This window comes from Psychrobacter sp. GP33, from assembly GCF_014119005.1.
Lineage (GTDB): Bacteria > Pseudomonadota > Gammaproteobacteria > Pseudomonadales > Moraxellaceae > Psychrobacter.
This window is the reverse complement of the sequence record NZ_JACGYX010000011.1, coordinates 15410-35348: the sequence shown is the minus strand read 5'-3', so window position 1 is coordinate 35348 and position 19939 is coordinate 15410. Positions and strand designations below refer to the sequence as shown.

The 19939-nt window shown below is 45.5% G+C and carries 9 protein-coding genes; 8 read left to right on the top strand and 1 reads right to left on the bottom strand.

What is annotated here, in order from left to right:
* The first annotated feature begins 780 nt into the window (after window positions 1-780).
* From H2245_RS11400 to H2245_RS11370, 7 genes are all read left to right on the top strand, one after another.
* Window positions 781-954 (top strand): hypothetical protein, encoded by a 174-nt coding sequence (locus H2245_RS11400; protein WP_182407538.1) that lies wholly within the window; start codon window positions 781-783, stop codon window positions 952-954.
* A 712-nt stretch (window positions 955-1666) separates the two neighbouring features.
* Window positions 1667-2623 carry a replication initiation protein RepM gene (gene repM / locus H2245_RS11395; RefSeq protein WP_182407537.1) on the top strand — a complete coding sequence of 319 codons (957 nt, stop codon included), beginning with the start codon at window positions 1667-1669 and terminating at the stop codon, window positions 2621-2623.
* 104 nt (window positions 2624-2727) lie between these two features.
* Entirely contained in the window at window positions 2728-4317 is a 1590-nt protein-coding gene (locus tag H2245_RS11390; protein WP_182407536.1) for a class I SAM-dependent DNA methyltransferase, read from the top strand.
* A complete protein-coding gene (locus tag H2245_RS11385) occupies window positions 4307-5614 on the top strand; it encodes a restriction endonuclease subunit S (protein ID WP_182407535.1) in 1308 nt (435 codons plus the stop codon). The genes H2245_RS11390 and H2245_RS11385 overlap by 11 nt, the downstream gene beginning before the upstream one ends.
* On the top strand, window positions 5615-6613 hold the full coding sequence (gene rhuM / locus H2245_RS11380) for a virulence protein RhuM/Fic/DOC family protein (RefSeq protein WP_182407534.1): 999 nt from the start codon (window positions 5615-5617) through the stop codon (window positions 6611-6613). It begins immediately after the preceding gene.
* Window positions 6614-6650: 37 nt separating this feature from the next.
* Window positions 6651-9845, top strand: coding sequence for a type I restriction endonuclease subunit R (locus tag H2245_RS11375; protein ID WP_182407533.1), 3195 nt, complete (start codon window positions 6651-6653; stop codon window positions 9843-9845).
* 126 nt (window positions 9846-9971) lie between these two features.
* Window positions 9972-10472 (top strand): plasmid replication DNA-binding protein, encoded by a 501-nt coding sequence (locus tag H2245_RS11370; protein WP_182407532.1) that lies wholly within the window; start codon window positions 9972-9974, stop codon window positions 10470-10472.
* Window positions 10473-10569: 97 nt separating this feature from the next.
* Here H2245_RS11370 and repM (H2245_RS11365) read toward each other — a convergent pair whose 3' ends face one another.
* Window positions 10570-11499 (bottom strand): replication initiation protein RepM, encoded by a 930-nt coding sequence (gene repM / locus H2245_RS11365; protein ID WP_182407531.1) that lies wholly within the window; start codon window positions 11497-11499, stop codon window positions 10570-10572.
* A 635-nt stretch (window positions 11500-12134) separates the two neighbouring features.
* Between repM (H2245_RS11365) and H2245_RS11360 the strand changes: the two genes are divergently transcribed.
* Window positions 12135-19823, top strand: a complete 7689-nt coding sequence (locus H2245_RS11360; RefSeq protein ID WP_182407530.1) for a SpvB/TcaC N-terminal domain-containing protein — start codon at window positions 12135-12137, stop codon at window positions 19821-19823.
* Window positions 19824-19939: the final 116 nt, after the last annotated feature.

Here is a 19939-nt window from a genome sequence, read left to right as displayed (position 1 = left end):
GCTAAGGTGTTTTAAATATTAACTTGCCCTTTTTATTATAATTCCTAGATTCTATTATTATACCTAAGTCACTGTTTTATACGTAAGACAAGAAGGCGTTTTTACGGAAAGCTTAACGTTGCTATGAAGTAGCGATGTTAAGCGCAGGATATTTACCTCATCCAATTTACAGTTGTTATTTTCCTCAAAAGTGGTTCAAATCGTGATTTATGTCAGGCATCGACTTAACTTCATTTATTCCATGAGTGAATATCTACTTTTTATTTACTTAGGTTATTAATGATCGCATTACCTGTAACTTATCTATCTCACGTTACTTGTCGCATAACTCAATCAGGTGTGCGTACTCTTCCATTAATCAGCTTTATGCTTGCTATAACGTGTCCAAAAGCTCACACAACATTGTGATTAGCTGGCGTATAAATATCAACTTTTGACAACTAATGTGGCCGTTCCGACCTATTTATAAGGTCAGTTTTGTTAGATCGGCAGGAAAAATTTGGAAGCAGGTTTTGCACATTTCTTGGTTCCTTTTGGTTCCAAATGTCCCTGTTTTCACGTCTTTTTCTCCTCTAAAATAAATCATACTGGCACTCAGCATTGGTCGAGAATTTTATGATCAATGGTGCTAACCGGCTAGCAGTTTTAGCGATCATACATCGACTCTAATCATCACCTACTGCAAACAACCTACCGTGTTTATTAAAGCAAGCGGTATAAGATGCCGGGGCAATTGATCGTGAGCTGAGTGAACACGGCTTTGATCAGGCAGCGTTAGAGGTGGCAGCGAAACAAGGCTATATGAATTCTTGCTTTGAGGTTGATGCTGATGACATGGCGGATGTGGTTGAGGAGTTTTATCCGATGGCGGTCAGCCAAGACCATAGCAACAGTAATGGCCAGCAGGGTCGTATTCAGACTATGTCAGCTACTCATGATGTATGCAGTATTTAGCACAGGTTACGACAGAGTGTGACGGCGGCGAGTTAAAGCGATCTTTACAGGCAGCATAAAAAATAGCAGATTTACTCTGCTATTTTTTTTATGTGTTTCTAAGAAAGGTATTCGGACGCTGTAGGGTGACGTAGAAAAATATGAGACTTCATAACGCTATGAAAAGAAATGCTCTTACTAACAATGGGATAGTAATGATTAATGAGATGGTCAATAAAAAATTTATTTCTATGACTCAATATTTTCTAGAAAGGTGTAAGTCGTAATAGAAACAGATAAATGACTCAGGTTCAATTCCAGTAGCTAATCTTAAAAAACGAGGATTGATCTCTAAGACTAAGGGTTAATCCAGTACCATTGGGTTCCTTATCTTAACTAATGGCATTTAATCTGTTTAGCATCTCTCTTTTCTAATTGATAAGCTGATTTAGTCATAAGTGAGCTAATAATACCTAAAAAAGGTTTTTAATGTTTTTAATGTTTTTAAAGCTTTTACGTCGTCTGTATGCCTTTCTAGTAAAGGGTTTGGGACTCCATAAAGCTACCTTTTACGACCCATAAAGCTACCTTTTACGACCCATAAAGCTACCTTTTACGACCCATAAAGCTACCTTTTACGACCTTATAGATACTTTAATAATTAGATTGTAGCGATATATATTTAATGCTATTGTGGCCTTTAATTGATCAATTGACTAAAGGCAACGCAGTTATGGCTAACAAGCAAATAGTCTCAAAAGATAATGACTTGATAGGCGCAACCTATAGCCTTGGTGTGGCAGAACAACGTTTGATATTTTTAGCTATCATTGAGGCAAGAGAACAAAACAAGCTTATAGATGTAGGCAAGTCTTTGCGCATTTATGCAAAGAGCTATGAACAGCAATTCAATGTAGAAAAACACACCGCCTACGAAGCTATGAAAAGGGCGGTAGATGGTCTATATGAAGCAGGTTTTAGTTACGATAAGATAGACGAGGCAAGCGGTAAGAACATACACTATAAAAGTCGGTGGGTTGAAAAAATTGCTTATGCTGATGAATTAGGTTGTGTAGAGCTGACCTTTGCAAGTGACGTTATACCGCTAATAACACGTCTTGAAAATTGCTATACAGAATATGAACTAAGACAGGTCAGTAGTTTGCAAAGCGAGTATGCAATCAGACTTTACGAATTAATAATACGTTGGCGCTCAGTGGGCAAGACCAATAAGATAATGATCGATGACTTACGTGCAATGCTAGGGGTTGATACTGAAAAGTACAAACAAATGAATAACTTTAAAGCTAAGGTGCTAGACCATGCTATAACGCAGATTAATAAATATACAGATATTAGCGCTGAGTACGAACAACACAAACAAGGTCGTGTCATTACCGCTTTTACCTTTAAATTTAAAGCGAAAAATAAGAAACAAGGTGGTGCAGTGCAAGATAAAGCAGGGCAAGGAAAGAAAAATGAGCCATCCAATATCGTTGGGTTAAACGATAAGCAGTTGGGCCGTATTGTTCGCAACGCTCAATTCATCGCAGACTACAATCATCTGGTCAGTCCAACCAGTCCAGCTGGTCAGAATTCGCCAGCATGGGAGGCTGAGATGATTAATCGTTTAAAAAAAGATATCACTCCGTTTAATAAACGCCCTATCCGTGATTATTTAGAAGCGTAACGCTTTACGAAGCGCCCGTTGCTGTTACCATATGCCATCTTTGCGCTGCCCGCCCAGCACTTTGCAGCTACTAATCATTTATCACACAAATTGAGAATAATAATATGGCAACACCTGCCGTCAATAAACATTACACCACCAAAGACGTGCGCTTTGAAGAAGCCCTTTGGGATACCGCCAACAAACTGCGTGGTAGTGTCGAATCCTCAGAATATAAGCACATTGTCCTAAGCCTGATTTTCCTAAAGTTCATCAGTGATACCTTTGAGGCACAGCGCCAAAAGCTGATAGCGACAGGCTATGAGAAGCATATCGACATGGTCGCCGCTTATACCAAAGACAATGTGTTCTACTTGCCAGAGGACAGCCGTTGGGACTTTATCCAACAACACGCCAAACAAGAAGACATTGCCCTCAAAATTGATACCGCACTGAGCACTATTGAGAAAACCAATAAAGCCCTGAAAGGCGCACTGCCGGACAATTACTTCTCACGTTTGGGCTTAGATAGCAGTAAATTGTCGGCACTGATTGATGTGGTCAATAACATTGACACCATTGGTAATCCTACGGAGGACACCGTCGGGCGTGTCTATGAGTATTTCTTAGGCAAATTTGCCGCCAGTGAAGGTAAGGGCGGTGGTGAGTTCTATACGCCAAAATCAGTGGTCAATCTGATAGCGGAGATGATAGAACCCTATCAAGGCAAGATTTACGACCCGTGCTGCGGTTCGGGCGGTATGTTTGTGCAGTCGGTGAAATTTATCGAAAGTCATAACGGCAACACCAGAGACATGTCTATCTATGGGCAAGAGTACACCAGCACCACTTATAAATTGGCGAAGATGAACCTTGCCATTCGCGGTATCTCTAGCAACTTGGGCGATGTGGCGGCGAACACCTTTTTAAAAGACCAACACGAAACCCTCAAAGCCGACTTTATCATGGCCAATCCGCCTTTTAACCAAAAGGACTGGCGCGCGCCTGATGAGCTGGTCGATGACCCACGCTGGGCAGGCTATACCACGCCGCCGACGGGCAATGCCAACTATGCGTGGATATTGCACATGATATCCAAGCTGTCCGAACACGGCACGGCTGGTTTCGTACTCGCAAACGGCTCAATGTCGACCACCACCAGTGGTGAGGGTGAAATACGCCAACAAATCATCGAAAATGACCTCGTCGATTGCATGATTGCACTTCCGGGTCAGCTGTTTTATACCACTCAAATTCCGGTCTGCCTATGGTTTATCAGCCGTGACAAAGCCGCCACTTCCGCCCATAGCCAAAAGCGTGGACTGCGCAATCGCAGCGGTGAGACGCTATTCATTGATGCCCGTAATATCGGCAGCATGATTAGCCGCACTCATAAAGAGCTGTCCGTTGATGATATTGCAGGCATTGCTAAGACCTACCATGCATGGCGCGGCGAAGCGGAAGCAGGCGGTTATGAGGCCTACGAGGACGAAGAAGGCTACTGTAAGTCAGCAAGTCTAAAAGATATCAAAGCCAATGACTACGTGTTGACACCGGGGCGCTATGTGGGTGCAGCAGCGATTGAGGATGACGGCATCCCGTTTGAGATCAAAATGGCAGAACTCAGCCAAACGCTATACGCACAAATGCAAGCGTCAGAACGGCTTGATGCAGTGATTCGTCAGAACTTGGAGGGGTTGGGTTATGGCGAGTGAAGTTAAGTATGTTGAACTTTCAAGTTTAGTCTCTGAAAAGCCAAGAAATGGTCTTTATAAAGGTAAAGAATATCAAGGTAAAGGTTTTAGATGGATTAAAATGGGAGAGGTTTTTAAGAACGACTTTTTTCTAAATCAGAAAACGGAGCTTCTGGAAGTCAATGATAGTGAGGTTGAAAGATTTTCATGTAAATCTGGCGATTTATTGTTTGGTCGTACATCTTTAACTTTGGAAGGTGTAGGAGACTGCTTGTTAGTAGGAGAAGTGACTGATAAACCAATATTTGAATCTAATTTATTTAGGGTTAGGTTTGATAGAAAAAAAGCTGATCCATTGTTTTACTATTATTATTTTAAAAGTGGATACGGAAAGCAACTGATACAGAAAATTGCTAAGCAGACAGCTGCTACCAGTATTACTTCTACTGATTTATTAAATCAACCTGTACCTTTTTATCTATTAAGTATCCAGAATAAAATCTCTAGACTTATTAATCAATACGATCAAAAAATCGAACTCAACCGCCAAATGAACGAGACGCTAGAAGCTATGGCGCAAACGTTGTTTAAAAGCTGGTTTGTGGACTTTGATCCCGTGATTGATAATGCGCTCGCCGCAGGCAATCCGATACCTGACGCGCTATCAGCACGTGCTGAACAACGGCAAGCCTTGCCAAAAAGTGACACCGATAATCAAGCCATTCAGGCATTATTCCCTGATGCGTTTGAATTTACCGAAGAGATGGGTTGGATTCCGAGGGGTTGGGAAAGCGTAAGATTAAATGAACTATTGGAAGTGAAGTATGGAAAAGACCATAAAAAACTAGAAGAAGGAAATATTCCAGTCTATGGGTCTGGTGGATTAATGAGACTGGTAAATAAATCACTTTATATTGGTGAGTCGATACTTATCCCACGTAAAGGAACGCTTAGTAATCTGATGTTCGTAGATGAAGAGTTTTGGACAGTAGATACAATGTTTTTCTCGATTCCTAAAATTAATCACGTTGCAAAGTATTTATTTAATCAACTAAAATTACTCAATCTTGCTTCTATGAATGTTGGCTCTGCTGTACCAAGTATGACCACTAAAGTTTTGAATGACTTAAATATTTTAAAACCGAAAAATAATGTTTTAGAAGAGTTTGACAGGTTAGTGACTGATTTTTTTAATAGAGAGAAAGCACTGAACGAAGAAAATCAAACTCTAACCAAACTCCGCGACACCCTACTACCCAAGCTATTATCCGGTGAGCTACGCATTACCGACGCTGCCGCCATACTAGAGGAGGCGTAGATGAGCGCTGCTAACGATACCTTTGAAATCTATGTCACTGATGATGGGCAAACGCAGATTGAGATTCGCCTAGAGCAAGACACGCTGTGGCTGTCGCAAGCGCAAATGGCGACCTTGTTTGATAAAGATTCTGACACCATTGGCTTGCATCTAAAAAATATCTATCAAGAGGGCGAATTAGACCAAGCAGCAACTACCGAGGAATCCTCGGTAGTTCGCCAAGAGGGACAGCGCCAAGTACGGCGTAACATCCGTTTTTATAATCTGGACGCCATTATTTCGGTGGGTTATCGGGTCAATTCTAAAAAAGGCACTCAGTTTCGGATGTGGGCGACCCAACGTTTGCGCGAGTACTTGTTGGAAGGCTACACCATCAACGAGCAGCGCTTTGATAAAAATGCCGCTGAGTTAAAACAAGCCTTAGCCTTGATTAAGAAGACTGCCCAAAGCCCTGAGCTCAATACTGACGAGGGGCGCGGCTTGGTTGAGATTATCAGCCGTTATACCCAAACCTTTTTATGGCTGCAACGCTATGATGAGGGCTTGCTTGATGACCCAGCCGGACAAGAGGGCGGTATCTTGCCCAGTACCGTGGAAGCCATGGCAGCACTGAATCATCTCAAAGCACAGCTGATGGAGCGTGGCGAGGCAACGGAATTGTTTGCCAAACCCCGTGGTGACGGCTTAGATAGCGTACTGGCAAACCTTGAGCAAACCGTGTTTGGGGAGCCTGCTTATCCCACCATTGAAAGCAAAGCGGCACACTTACTGTATTTTATGGTCAAGAACCACGTCTTTACTGACGGCAATAAGCGCAGTGGCGCGTTTTTGTTTGTCGATTTCTTACATCGTAATAATCGCTTGCTCAATACCAAGGGCGATATGGTGATTAACAATACCGGACTGGCTGCTTTAACCTTACTGGTTGCCGAATCTGACCCCAATCAAAAAGAAACCTTGATCAAACTCATTATGAATATGCTGTCCTTAGAGGGCTGATGACCGTAGGGCTGCATAAATAAAAAAGGCGCACGCAATGACATTCACGGAAGACAAACTAGAGCAAGCCATTATTGAGTTATTAGGAGTGCAAGGCTATGCGCACACGCATGGTGAGACGCTGACCTATGAGTGTGCGCGCCGCCCTGAAGAAGTGCTAATCAAGTCTGATTTGCGCGCCTATTTAGCGACTCGTTATCAAGCAGACTTAATCACTGACTATGAGATTGAGTCCATCATCCATAAGCTCGACTATCTGCCTGCCTCTGACCTTTACGACAGCAATAAAGCTATTATGAAATGGGTCGCTGATGGCTTTTTGCTCAAGCGTGAAGACCATTTGCAAAAGGATTTGTATATCCAACTGCTTGATTATGACGAAATGCACAACAACCATTTTCGCTTGGTCAATCAGATGGGTATACAGGGCTTTGAGTTGCGTATTCCGGACAGCATCCTCTATATCAACGGCTTACCACTGGTGCTGTTTGAGTTTAAGAGCGCCATTCGTGAAAATGCCACCATGTTCGATGCCTATACCCAACTGCACACCCGTTATCAGCGCGATATTCCCGAACTGTTTAAATATAACGCGCTATGCGTGATCAGTGATGGTGCCAACTCTAAAATGGGTTCCTGCTTTGCCCCGTATGAGTTTTATTACTCATGGCGCAAAGTAACGGGTGAAGAAAAACTCGGTAAAGATGGTATCGACTCGCTATTGACCATGATTAGTGGCTTGTTTGATAAACCGCGACTGCTTGAGGTTATCCGACATTTTATTTATGTGCCGGATACTTCAAGTCGTGCGGATAAAATCGTGTGCCGTTATCCGCAGTATTATGCTGCTACCAAGTTATTTACCAACATCAAGCGCCATATGAAGGTATTGGGTGCAGACGGTGTGCTTGATAAAACTGACCCTATACGTGACGGCAAGGGCGGTACTTACTTTGGCGCCACAGGTTGTGGTAAGAGCTATACCATGCTGTTCTTAGCGCGTCTGCTGATGCGTGATATCGAGCTTGGCAGTCCGACCATTATCTTAATCACTGACCGTACTGACTTAGACGATCAGCTGTCTGGCACTTTTACCAATGCCAAAGCCTATATTGGTGATCAGCACATTGTCAGTGTCGAGAGTCGCGCCGACTTGCGTGAACAGCTCAAAGGGCGTAAGAGTGGTGGCGTGTTCCTAACCACCATTCATAAATTCACCGAAGACTTGGCACTGCTAACCAATCGTACCAACGTCATTTGTATCTCTGACGAGGCGCACCGTAGCCAAATAAACCTTGACCAAAAAATCACCGTCACTGATGAAGGCGTGAAGAAAACCTACGGCTTTGCCAAATATCTGCATGACTCGCTACCTAACGCCACCTACGTCGGCTTTACCGGAACGCCAGTCGATGCCACCCTGAAAGTGTTTGGGCCTGTGGTCGACAGCTATACCATGACCGAATCGGTGCATGATGACATCACGGTACGTATTATTTATGAGGGCCGTGCTGCCAAAGTATTACTCGATGGTCGTCAATTGGACGAGGTGGAGAAATACTATCAAGCCACTAGCGATGCTGGTGCCAACGACTATCAGATTGAGAAAAGCAAAAGCGACATGGCCAGTATGTCGACCATTCTAGGCGACCCTGACCGCATTGAAGCCATTGCCAAAGACTTTGTCGAGCACTATGAGGCACGTATCTTTGAAGGCACTACCCAAAAGGGCAAAGCTATGTTCGTCTGTAGCAGTCGTGGTATTGCTTACCAGTTCTATCAGCAGGTTATCAAACTGCGTCCAGAATGGGATGAGATCAAAGCGTGTGCGGAAGGCTCTGAATTGACCGAAGCAGACCAAAAAAAGGTCAAGCCCATGGAACGGATCAAAATGATCATGACCCGTAACCAAGACGACCCCAAAGCCTTGTGGGACAAGCTGGGCAACAAGGACTACCGCAAAGAGCTCGATCGGCAGTTTAAGAATGGTCAATCGAACTTTAAAATCGCCATCGTCGTCGATATGTGGCTCACCGGCTTTGACGTCCCCTTTCTAGATACCATGTATATCGACAAGCCCTTACAGAAACACAGCCTGATTCAGACCATCTCACGGGTCAACCGTAAGTTTGAGGGCAAAGAGAACGGCTTGGTAGTGGATTATGTCGGCATTAAAAAGCAGATGAACCAAGCCCTATCGTACTATACAGGCGGTCAAGAGCAGGACTTAGAGGACATTCGCAAATCTGTGGTTATCGTCAAAGACCATTTAAGTCTGCTTGGGGCACTTTTTTATAAGTTTAACAGCAGCCTTTATTTTAATGGCACCCCCGAAGAGCAATTGCACTGTCTCAACGTTGCCGCTAACTTTACCCTGGAAAGTAAGAAGCTAGAAAAGACCTTTATGTACTTAGTAAAGCGTTTAAAGTCCGCTTATGACATCTGTGTCGGCAGTGAGGAAATAACACAGATGCATAAAGATAAGATTCATTATTACCTAGCCGTTCGCACTATCCTGTTTAAAATCACCACAGGCGGTGCCCCTGACGTCGAGCAGATGAACCAAAAGGTACGGGACTTAGTCAAAGCGGCATTAATCAGTGATGGGGTCGAAGAAATCTTTAAATTGGGCGAGCGCAGTGATGGTGAGATTGATCTGTTTGATGACGACTATCTAGCCAAGCTTGAAGCTATAAAGCAGCCAAACACCAAGCTAGAACTGCTGCAACAGCTATTGGCCAAAGCCATTGGTGAGCTGAAGAAAACCAATAAGGTTAAGGGCGTCGACTTCACTAAAAAAATGACAGCTTTAGTCGCTAAGTACAATGAGCGCGATGAGCAAGATGTGCTCCGTGACGAGGTGCTAGGTGACTTCTCGGATGAAATCATCAAGCTATACCATGAACTGCGGGCTGAAATGGATTCATTCGGTGAGATGGGCATCGATTTTGAGGAAAAAGCATTTTATGACATCCTCATCTCACTGGCGCATAAATACGACTTTACCTATCCTGAAGATAAGCTGCTAGAGCTATCCAAAGCCGTCAAACAAGTGATTGACGACAAAGCAAAGTATACTGACTGGAACAAGCGCGAGGATATCAAGGCTGAGCTTCAATTCGATCTGATGGTACTACTTGATGAGTGGGGTTATCCGCCCATTGATCGTGGTGAGGTGTATAAAGAAATCTTTGAGCAGGCAGAGAACTTTAAGAAATATCGGGTGGCTTGATTCTTAGATGTGGTGAGTTTATGTCATTTGCTTAAATATGCTGGTTAGTGCCATAGTTGTTCACTGAACGTTCTGGACAGTTGTACTGAACAACCACTAAAAACGTACTTGAACACTAGGTTAACAATGAACATATCGGTAACGAAAGCGGCAAAAGAGTGGGGTGTATCAAGAACCACCATTTATCAGAAGGTTAATGATGGCGAGCTCTCTAGAACATCTGATAAGAAAATAGATACGGCAGAGATGCTGCGCGTATTTGGCGAACCTGTTTTAGAAAAACGTTCTGGACAGTTAATGAACACTACTGAGAGTACGCACTCTAACAGTCAGACTGTACAAGACTGTACAGCACTTGAACACCAGTTAGCACTTGAAAAATTAACCAATGAGCACCTACGACAACAAGTGAATGACCAAAAGCAATTGATAGAAAATTACCAGCAGCAGCTCTCTCAGCTAACTAAAACGCTTGAGAAAGCTAATGCCAGTATTCATGATTTTGCGCAGACGAGACTATTGGAGTTCAAGAAGTCTGAAGCTGAATATGAGCCACAGCCTGAATCAAATACTCAAACTATCGAGACGCATTCAGTTAAGAAGAAGAAAAGATGGTGGGGATTTTAAAAGCTAACGTTTAACAAATACGTTTGATGCGATACTGGTATATTCTTTTCTCGTCTATTACCATGTATTTACCTACAACGATAAACTATAGTTAAGACTAACCTTTGCTCTTTTCCTGCTTATAACCGACTTTTTCCAAGTGAGGGATATATTTTTTTTGTTTGATTGGGTCTGCTAAATGATCAGCAATAATAGCGGCAAATTCTGCGGTACTTTTGCCTATAGGCGCAGTGCTACCAAGTTCATTTAATTCAGCAAGTTTACTGCTAAATAATTTAATTTGGCTATTAGATAGTTTGATAGAGGTGTCAGAATCGGTAACAGGTTTAACGGCTGACGCTTTTAGTTTGATCGAGAATGAAAAGCCTATTATGCTTTTACCCTGTTTTTGTTGGTTGTAACTGACTGTTATATCAGATTTTTCATTAATTTCTTTTACTGCCAAATCTAGCACTCGCTGTTTAAAATCATACATGCGACCATATTCATTTTCTAATAAACCTAATTGACCTCTAAAATTTTCTATGTCGAATACTGGCGTTTTTCTTGCAGTTTTCCACTGTATCAGCAATTCATACAGCCTTACTGAATAATTGCTTTGCATAGTTGCTGTTTGTTTTAAGAGGTATGAAGTAAAAAAGTCTTCAGCACCATCTATACGGCTAATACCTTTAACGACAGCAAGAGTAAAAACTATTTCTATAGCACCCTCATCATCTATGTAACCCACTTCTTGCAGCCACCTAGTTTTTTTTGGGTTGCCGTTATCGTCTATATAAGTAAAACGCCTATCAAATAACGTAGATTCCGCTTCCTTCATGCGCATATATGCATTCTGCCGTGTGGTCTCAAAAACTTCAGCGTATCGTAATGCATCAATACGTAATGGCCTATCTGTACTAAGTCCTGTATTAGTTTCTCTGGCATCTACTATAGCCAATTGAATAATACGGATTTCAGCTAAAGACAAGTTTTGCAAAACAGTATTAAGATGATTTGTTTTCACGACTAAATCAGATTTGTACATATCAAGCGCCTTAAGAAGTTAGGCAATAATACAATATTAAGCATTATAACGCAAAGAATATAAACGTCGTCTTATGGGTAACTAAACGTCGTCTTATGGGTAACTAAACGTCGTCTTATGGGTAACTAAACGTCGTCTTATGGGTAACTAAACGTCGTCTTATGGATGCTATAGCCCTTATTTGTCGAGGGTTGTAGCGTGTCTAAAAGCTTTTAAAAGCATTAAAAACATTAAAAGCAAAAACTCTTACTAAATTATTAATTTGCTAAGTAACGATTTAATAAGAGTTAAAATAATTTATTGACAATAAATAAGTAACTTCTACCCGTATAAGACCAATATCGTTTAGTAGAATAGGTTAAGCGCCATGTTTAACCACACACTATACCTACAGATAATTATGAATCAGTACATCCACTGCAATTGATGTGTGTTGCTACTCAGAGGGGCTTGTGATGATACTAAAAACCCCTATGGTATTGATCGACTACATAATCACCTTGCAAAGTGGTTTTTTATAGGTAATCTAAGTAGACATAAGCCTGTATTAAAAGATAGTTTAGGGAATTACCATAATAGCTCTACATGATATAAACATGTCATGACTTCCCGTAGGAAGTATTGAGAGGTTATTTATGCCTGACTTCAAAGAGATACCTCAATCCACTGCGGGTAATGGTGGAGCCGATAACGCACAAGGAACCGATCAGAAAAAAGGCTTTGCTCCCACGATCTCACTTCCCAAAGGTGGCGGTGCGATTCGCGGCATCGGCGAGAAGTTCGCTGCCAATCCGGTCACCGGCACCGGGTCGATGTCGGTGCCGATCGCGACCAGCCCCGGTCGCTCTGGCTTTGGTCCTCAGCTTGCTCTTTCCTATGATTCTGGGTCTGGTAACGGAGTTTATGGTTTTGGATGGACGCTTTCACTGCCAGCGATCACGCGCAAAACTGCAAAGGGCTTACCGCAGTATCATAATGCCGAAGAGTCTGATGTTTTCGTGCTCTCTGGTGCGGAAGATCTAGTACCGCTACTTAATTCCGATGGTAAGAGCTTTGAAGATAAGGCGTCTGTGTCAGGTTACCTCATCCATAGGTATCGTCCTCGTATTGAAGGTCTGTTTGCACGTATCGAACGCTGGACTCGGCTGAGTGATGAGGATGTGCATTGGCGCTCGATATCCCAAGACAATATTTTGACCTTATATGGCAAGGATACTAGTTCTCGAATCGTTGATCCCGAGGATCCTAGCCGTATTTTTAGCTGGCTAATCTGCGAAACTCGCGACGATAAAGGCAATGCCATTCAGTACGGGTACAAATCGGAAGATGGAGTCGGTGTCGATTTAACCCAGGCGCACGAACGCAACCGAGGCGATCATAATGATCCTCGACGCACAGCCAACCGTTATCTTAAACGTATGCAATATGGCAACCGGACATCATTGTTGGATGATGGAGGATCTCGGCCGATATTTTTGAGTAGCGCACAGATCCAGAATGCTGATTGGATGTTCGAGGTGGTCCTTGATTATGGGGAGCACGATACCGACGCACCTACGCCAAACGGGATTAAGCCGTGGGTCTTTCGCAACGATCCTTTCTCAACCTATCACGCCGGTTTCGAGGTGCGCACCACGCGACTTTGTCAGCGGGTGCTGATGTTCCATCATTTTGAGGGCGAGGAGGGCGTTGGCAACGATTGCTTAGTACGTTCCACAGACTTCACCTACTCTCACGATCAAGATCCGACCAGCGTCCGTAATCCTATTTATAGCTTTCTGGGTACCTTTACACAAACAGGGTACAAGCGCGAGGGTGATGACTACAAAAAGCGTAGTTTGCCACCAGTTGAGTTCGAATACACTGAGCCCATCGTGCAGGACACGGTAGAGGAAGTCGATTCTAAAAGTCTTGAAAATCTTCCGATTGGTCTGGATGGTATGACTTACCAATGGACGGATCTACACGGTGAAGGTCTGCCCGGTATTCTGACTGAGCAAGCTAATGCTTGGTATTACAAGCGCAATATTAGCCCAATCAGCCCTAGACCAGTTGAGTTCGCACCGCTTGAGCGTGTCGCTTTAAAGCCAAATCTCGCCCTCGCTAGCGGTGCGCAATTTATGGATCTTGCCGGCGACGGCGAGCCCGATGTGGTTGTCATGGATGGTCCCATGCCTGGCCTGTACGAACACGACGGCGCTGAAGGTTGGCAATCATTTAGGCCGTTCACATTTCGTCTTAACCGTGCCATGCGCGATCCTAACCTGAAATTTATCGACCTCAACGGTGACGGTCATGCCGATGTGCTTATCACTGAAGATGATGCATTGGTCTGGCACCCGTCGCTAGCGGAGAAAGGATTTGGTCCAGCTATGCGTGTTGCTAAAGTGCTGGATGAGAACAAAGGTCCTCGTATCGTTTTTGCTGACGGTACTCAGTCGATCTACTTGGCTGATTTGAGTGGCGACGGCCTTACCGATCTAGTACGTATCCGCAACGGCGAAGTCTGCTACTGGCCAAATCTTGGCTACGGTCGTTTCGGCGCTAAAATTATTATGGATCAGGCACCGTGGTTCGACCATAGTGATCAGTTTGACCAAGCACGTATCCGGCTGGCTGATATCGACGGTAGTGGAACTACAGATATCATTTATCTGCACCGTGATGGCATACGCCTGTATTTCAATCAATCGGGCAACAGCTGGAGCACAGTACAGGTGCTGCGAGTTTTTCCGCGTATAGATGACTTGGTCAATATTGTGCCTGTCGATCTGCTCGGCAACGGCACTGCTTGCCTAGTCTGGTCGTCGCCGCTGTCCGGCGATGCGGATCGGCCGATGCGCTATATCAATTTGATGGGTGAGCAAAAACCTCATCTACTCATTAAGACTGTCAATAACCTCGGCGCGGAGACTCGCATCCAGTACGCGCCTTCTACAAAATTCTATCTACAGGACAAGTACGCTGGTAGACCCTGGATTACCAGACTGCCGTTCCCAGTGCACGTGGTCGAGCGCGTTGAGACGTATGACCACATCAGCCGCAACTGCTTCGCCACACGCTACGCCTATCATCACGGCTACTTTGATGGCGAAGAGCGAGAATTTCGTGGTTTCGGGATGGTTGAGCAGTTTGATACGGAGGAGCTCGCCGCCCTGACAACAGACGGCACACTGTCCGCAGCAACCAACATTGATGGTGTCTCTCACGTGCCTCCGGTGCATACCAAAACCTGGTTCCATACTGGTGCCTATCTGGGTCGTGAGCATTTATCTGATTTTTTTGCGGGTATTCTTGATACACATGATACCGGCGAGTACTACCGCGAACCGGGGCTGACCGATGCACAAGCTAAGGCACTGCTGCTTCCAGATACCATATTACCCTTAGATTTGACACTTGAAGAAGAGCGCGAGGCCAGCCGCTCGCTCAAGGGTGCCATGCTGCGTCAGGAGATTTACGCCTTCGATGATACACCTGAGGCTTTGCATCCTTACACAGTCACCGAGCAGAATTTCACCATTCACCATTTACAATCTCGCCATGGTAACCGCCACGCAGTCTTCTTCACTCATCCGCGTGAAGCCATCAGCTACCATTACGAGCGTAATCCAGCTGATCCCCGTATCCAGCACGCGCTGACGTTGGAAGTAGATGATTTTGGCAATGTGCTTAAGCAAGCCGCTATCGGTTATGGCCGCCGTGAAACTATCCGCATTGTCAATGAGCAAGGGCAGGTGACGACGGTCTCAAACCCTGGCCTGGTAGAACTTAATCCGGACGACCGGAAGAAGCAGACGCAAATGCTCGTCACTTATACTGAAAATCGTGTTACTAATACCATCGATGCCGTCAATGTGTTCGACAACTACCGCACGCCGCTTCCAGCTGAAGCACGTAGCTATGAGTTAACCGGTTTCAAGCTGCAAAATAACGCCCCACGCTTCAGCTTAGACGAGTGGACAGGCAATGATTTCACTATGTTGTTATCAGCTGCACAAATCTCTTATGAGCAGCAAGCAGATCATAGCAGTCAACAAAAACGGCTTATTGAACACGTTCGCACCCTGTACCGTAAAGATGATCTGACAGCGCTGCTGCCGCTTGGTGAAGTCGAACTGTTGGCCCTGCCTGGCGAGAGTTATCAGCTCGCTTTTACGCCGGGGCTGTTAGCACAAGTTTTCCGACGTGACGGCCACTCATTACTAACAAATATTGCTGATGTACTTAGACTTGGCAGTCAAGGTTCCGACCGTGGTGGCTACGTCGATATGGATGCTGATGACCACTGGTGGATACCTTCGGGTAGAGTATTATTGTCACCAAACAGTACGGATACACCGGCCCAAGAGTTAGCCTATGCTCGCCAGCACTTTTTCCTACCGCATCGCTCCCGTGATCCGTTTCATACTAGCCAAGTCAACACCGAGAGCACCATCGTTTATGACGAATACGACCTATTAATGTTGGAAACTCGCGACGCTCTGGGTAACTGCGTTACCGTGGGTGAGCGTTTGCCGAGCGGAGATCTCGATCTCACTAAGCCTGGTAACGACTATCGCGTGCTGCAACCACGGCTAGTAATGGACCCTAACCGTAACCGCGCCGAAGTGACATTTGACATCCTCGGTCTGGTAGTGGGCACCGCAGTGATGGGCAAGCCAGAGGAAAACCTGGGTGATTCGCTTGATGGTTTCATCACCGATCTAACGGATGCTGAAATCCACGATCATATTGCTAATCCGCTCGCTGATCCACACGCTATTTTGGGACGGGCTACTACGCGGCTGGTTTATGATCTATTCGCTTATCAGCGCAGCAAGAAGCAGGCCGAGCCGCAATCTGCTGTCGTTTATGCGTTGGTACGTGAGACCCACGACGCTGATTTGCAACTTGGTGAACAGACAAAAATTCAGCACAGCTTCTCTTACTCCGACGGCTTTAGTCGTGAGATCCAGCGGAAAATCCAGGCAGAGCCTGAAAAGATTAATGGAATCGTCGGTCCACCACGCTGGGTCGGTAGTGGCTGGACCATCTTCAATAATAAGGGCAAGCCAGTTCGTCAGTACGAGCCGTTCTTTACCGACACCCATCACTTCGAATTCGGGGTACAGGTTGGCGTCAGCCCAATCTTGTTCTACGATCCTGTTGAGCGCGTTGTGGCCACGCTGCATCCTAATCACACTTACGAGAAGGTGCTGTTCGATCCATGGCAGCAAACGAGCTGGGACGTTAATGATACCGTGCTTAGCGATCCGCGCGTCGACACAGATATTAGTGGCTACACCGCTGGTTATTTCTCCAGTTATCTAACGTTATCGTGGGAGACTTGGCATGCGCAGCGAAAAGATGGTGCGCTTGGGCTGCAAGAGCAGGCGGTAGCGAACAAGGCAGCGGCTCATGCCGATACTCCGGCGACGGCTTTTCTCGATACATTGGGGCGACCGTTCCTTACCATCAGTCGCAACAAAGTGGTGGCTTCGGGCCACGATCTCAACGGCACGGAAGATAAATATCATAGCCGCGTAGAGCTGGACATTGAAGGCAACCAACGTGCTGTGCGCGATGCCATTGTGCAGGACGGCGACGATCAAGGTCGTATCGTTATGCGCTACAGCTACAACATGCTTGGCGCCGTTATTTACCAAGTTAGCATGGAAGCGGGTGAACGCTGGATACTGAGTGACGTGGCCGGGAAACCGATTCGTGCTTGGGATAGTAGAGATCATGAGTTTCGCACCACCTACGATGCGCTGCGGCGGCCTGTTGGGTCATACCTGATCGAAGGTGCAGAGCCAGAGATACTAGTAGGCCGCACAATCTATGGCGAAAGCCAACCTAGCGCGGAAACCAAGAATCTACGAGGACAGGTTGTTCAGCTTTTCGATCAAGCAGGTGTCGTTACTAATTCTCAATGCGATTTCAAAGGTAATCCGTTACATAATCAACGTCAACTCGCTAAAGAATACAAGAAAGCACTCGATTGGTCAGCCGCTGTACCTTTGGAAACAGATATCTTCAACAGCAGCAGCAAGTACGATGCACTGAATCGTCCGACGCAAACCACGGCACCGGACAACAGTATTATTCGCCACATCTATAACGAAGCTAATCTGCTAGAACGTGTCGAAGCTAACCTACGCGGCGATGCCGTCGTCACCCCGTTCGTAAGCAATATCGACTACGATGCCAAGGGTCAGCGCCAGCGTATTGACTATAGCAACGGAACCAGTACTTCGTATGAATACGACCCGCTGACCTTTCGCTTAACCCATCTGCGCACTCGACGCGGCACCGAATCATTGCAGGACCTGAGTTACACCTACGATCCAGTCGGTAATATTACTCAAATTCGCGACGATGCTCAGCAGACGATATTCTTCCGTAACCAGCACGTTGAGCCGAGTACGGAATATATCTACGATGCCCTCTACCGATTGATCGAGGCTACCGGACGGGAGCATTTAGGACAGATCGGTGGCGCACCTATCCCGCATTCTCACAACGATGCCTCGCGTGTCGGCTTGCTGCAACCCGGTGATGGCAATGCCATGGGCACCTATATTGAGCGCTATGTCTACGACGCCGTAGGTAACTTTCTGCAGATGCAGCATCGCGGCAGTAACTCTGCCCATTCTGGTTGGACACGCAGCTATGCCTACCACGAAGCCAGCTTAATCGAGCCTAGCAAGCAGAGTAATCGCTTGAGCCAGACGGCCACCGGTAATGGCAACATAATCTTGGGAACTTACACTCACGACACCCATGGCAATATGCTACAAATGCCGCACCTGCCGCTAATGCAATGGGACTATCGTGACCAGCTACAAGCGACGGCGAAGCAAGTAATCGGTAATGGCGGAACGCCGGAGACTACTTGGTACGTATACGACGCAAGTGGTCAGCGTATGCGCAAGGTAACCGAGCGCCAAGTCGCACCCGGCGAAACGGCCACGCGCATGAAAGAGCGCATCTATCTCGGTGCTTTTGAGGTCTATCGCGAGTACGAATCTAATGGCAATACGCTGGAATTGGAACGTGAGACATTGCATCTCATGGATGACCAACAACGAATCGCCCTTGTCGAAACTCGCACTTTAGGAAATGACAACTCGCCGTCTCAGTTAATTCGCTATCAACTCAATAACCATCTTGGCTCGGCCAGTCTGGAATTGGATGAGCAGGCGCAGATCATTTCCTATGAAGAGTATGCGCCTTATGGTAGTTCAACCTATCAGGCGGTGCGCAGTCATACGGAGGCGGCAAAGCAGTATCGCTATACCGGTAAGGAGCGGGATGAGGAGAGTGGATTATATTATTACGGGGCGAGGTATTACGCGGCGTGGTTGGGTAGGTGGGTGGCATGTGATCCAAAAGAGTTTGTTGATGGATTAATTTTGTTCAGCTATGTGAGGAATAACCCGATTAGATATGTGGATATCAAAGGTCATTCAGCTGTACCATCTGTAGCCATTCCTCCAACAGGGATGCCTCCAGCTATGCCCTCTCCATCTGTTCCCACAGCAGGCATGGCGCCTGGAACGCAATACGCCAGCCGGTTTGCGCAAGGCTTAGAGCAAGGCCTCGTAAAACACTCTAGCACAGCCGCTGCGAGTACTGGTGCTGGAACTAGCACAGCCGCTGCGAGTACTGGTGCTGGAATTACACTATTGGCGGCTGTCGCCCTTGTAGCAGTAATAGTGTTAAATGTTGGTATTTGGGGAGAGGTCTATAATGCCTCCAAATCGAATGAGAGTGAAGATGCTAAACTCAACGAATTGCGAGATGCAAATGCCCGTGCGTCCGCAGATTTGGAGATGAGTCTTCCAGGTATTGATTCAGACGCTATTGCAGAGCCTATGTCAATTGAGCCCTTGATTCAGGAACCACAAACTTCAGAAAGCCTTGCACTTCCAGCTGTGGGAGAAAATCCAGCAATGGAAGAGCCTAAAGTATTCGGTAATGACAATATGGAATTATCTAGCTATCGAACAGAAAAAAAGAAAAGTAAAGGTGGAAAGCGCGAGGCTGACCACATAGTTCCAAAGTCGGTGAATCCGCTGTCAGAGGGTGATGCCCCAGCTATCTCCGCGAGAAAGAAACATCATCGTGGATTTATTACGACCGGAAGTTCAAATCAAGCAAAAGAATTCCGCGAAATGCTACGTGGAATGATTGAGAGCGATCCTAATGGCTTCGTAAACGCTCACCTCTTAGTTTTGCAGATATACCATGATGAATTTGGTATGGAATACGCCCAAGCAAGCTATGACGTCCTTATTTACCTAGATCAATTTGGAATTGGAAAGCCTCTCTATAGATAATATTCAAAAAGTCGACCGCCCTAACTAATCAATAGGATAACAAACCATTAATACTAGAGATCAGTAATAGGAGATGCCATAAGTATGAACAACGGTAAATATCAATAACCTGATCA

Bases quoted from the DNA above. Each gene is read 5' to 3' on its own strand.
- repM (WP_182407537.1), top strand. From the start codon at position 1,667: ATGGCTAACAAGCAAATAGTCTCAAAAGATAATGACTTGATAGGCGCA.
- H2245_RS11390 (WP_182407536.1), top strand. From the start codon at position 2,728: ATGGCAACACCTGCCGTCAATAAACATTACACCACCAAAGACGTGCGC.
- H2245_RS11385 (WP_182407535.1), top strand. From the start codon at position 4,307: ATGGCGAGTGAAGTTAAGTATGTTGAACTTTCAAGTTTAGTCTCTGAA.
- rhuM (WP_182407534.1), top strand. From the start codon at position 5,615: ATGAGCGCTGCTAACGATACCTTTGAAATCTATGTCACTGATGATGGG.
- H2245_RS11375 (WP_182407533.1), top strand. From the start codon at position 6,651: ATGACATTCACGGAAGACAAACTAGAGCAAGCCATTATTGAGTTATTA.
- H2245_RS11370 (WP_182407532.1), top strand. From the start codon at position 9,972: ATGAACATATCGGTAACGAAAGCGGCAAAAGAGTGGGGTGTATCAAGA.
- repM (WP_182407531.1), bottom strand. From the start codon at position 11,499: ATGTACAAATCTGATTTAGTCGTGAAAACAAATCATCTTAATACTGTT.
- H2245_RS11360 (WP_182407530.1), top strand. From the start codon at position 12,135: ATGCCTGACTTCAAAGAGATACCTCAATCCACTGCGGGTAATGGTGGA.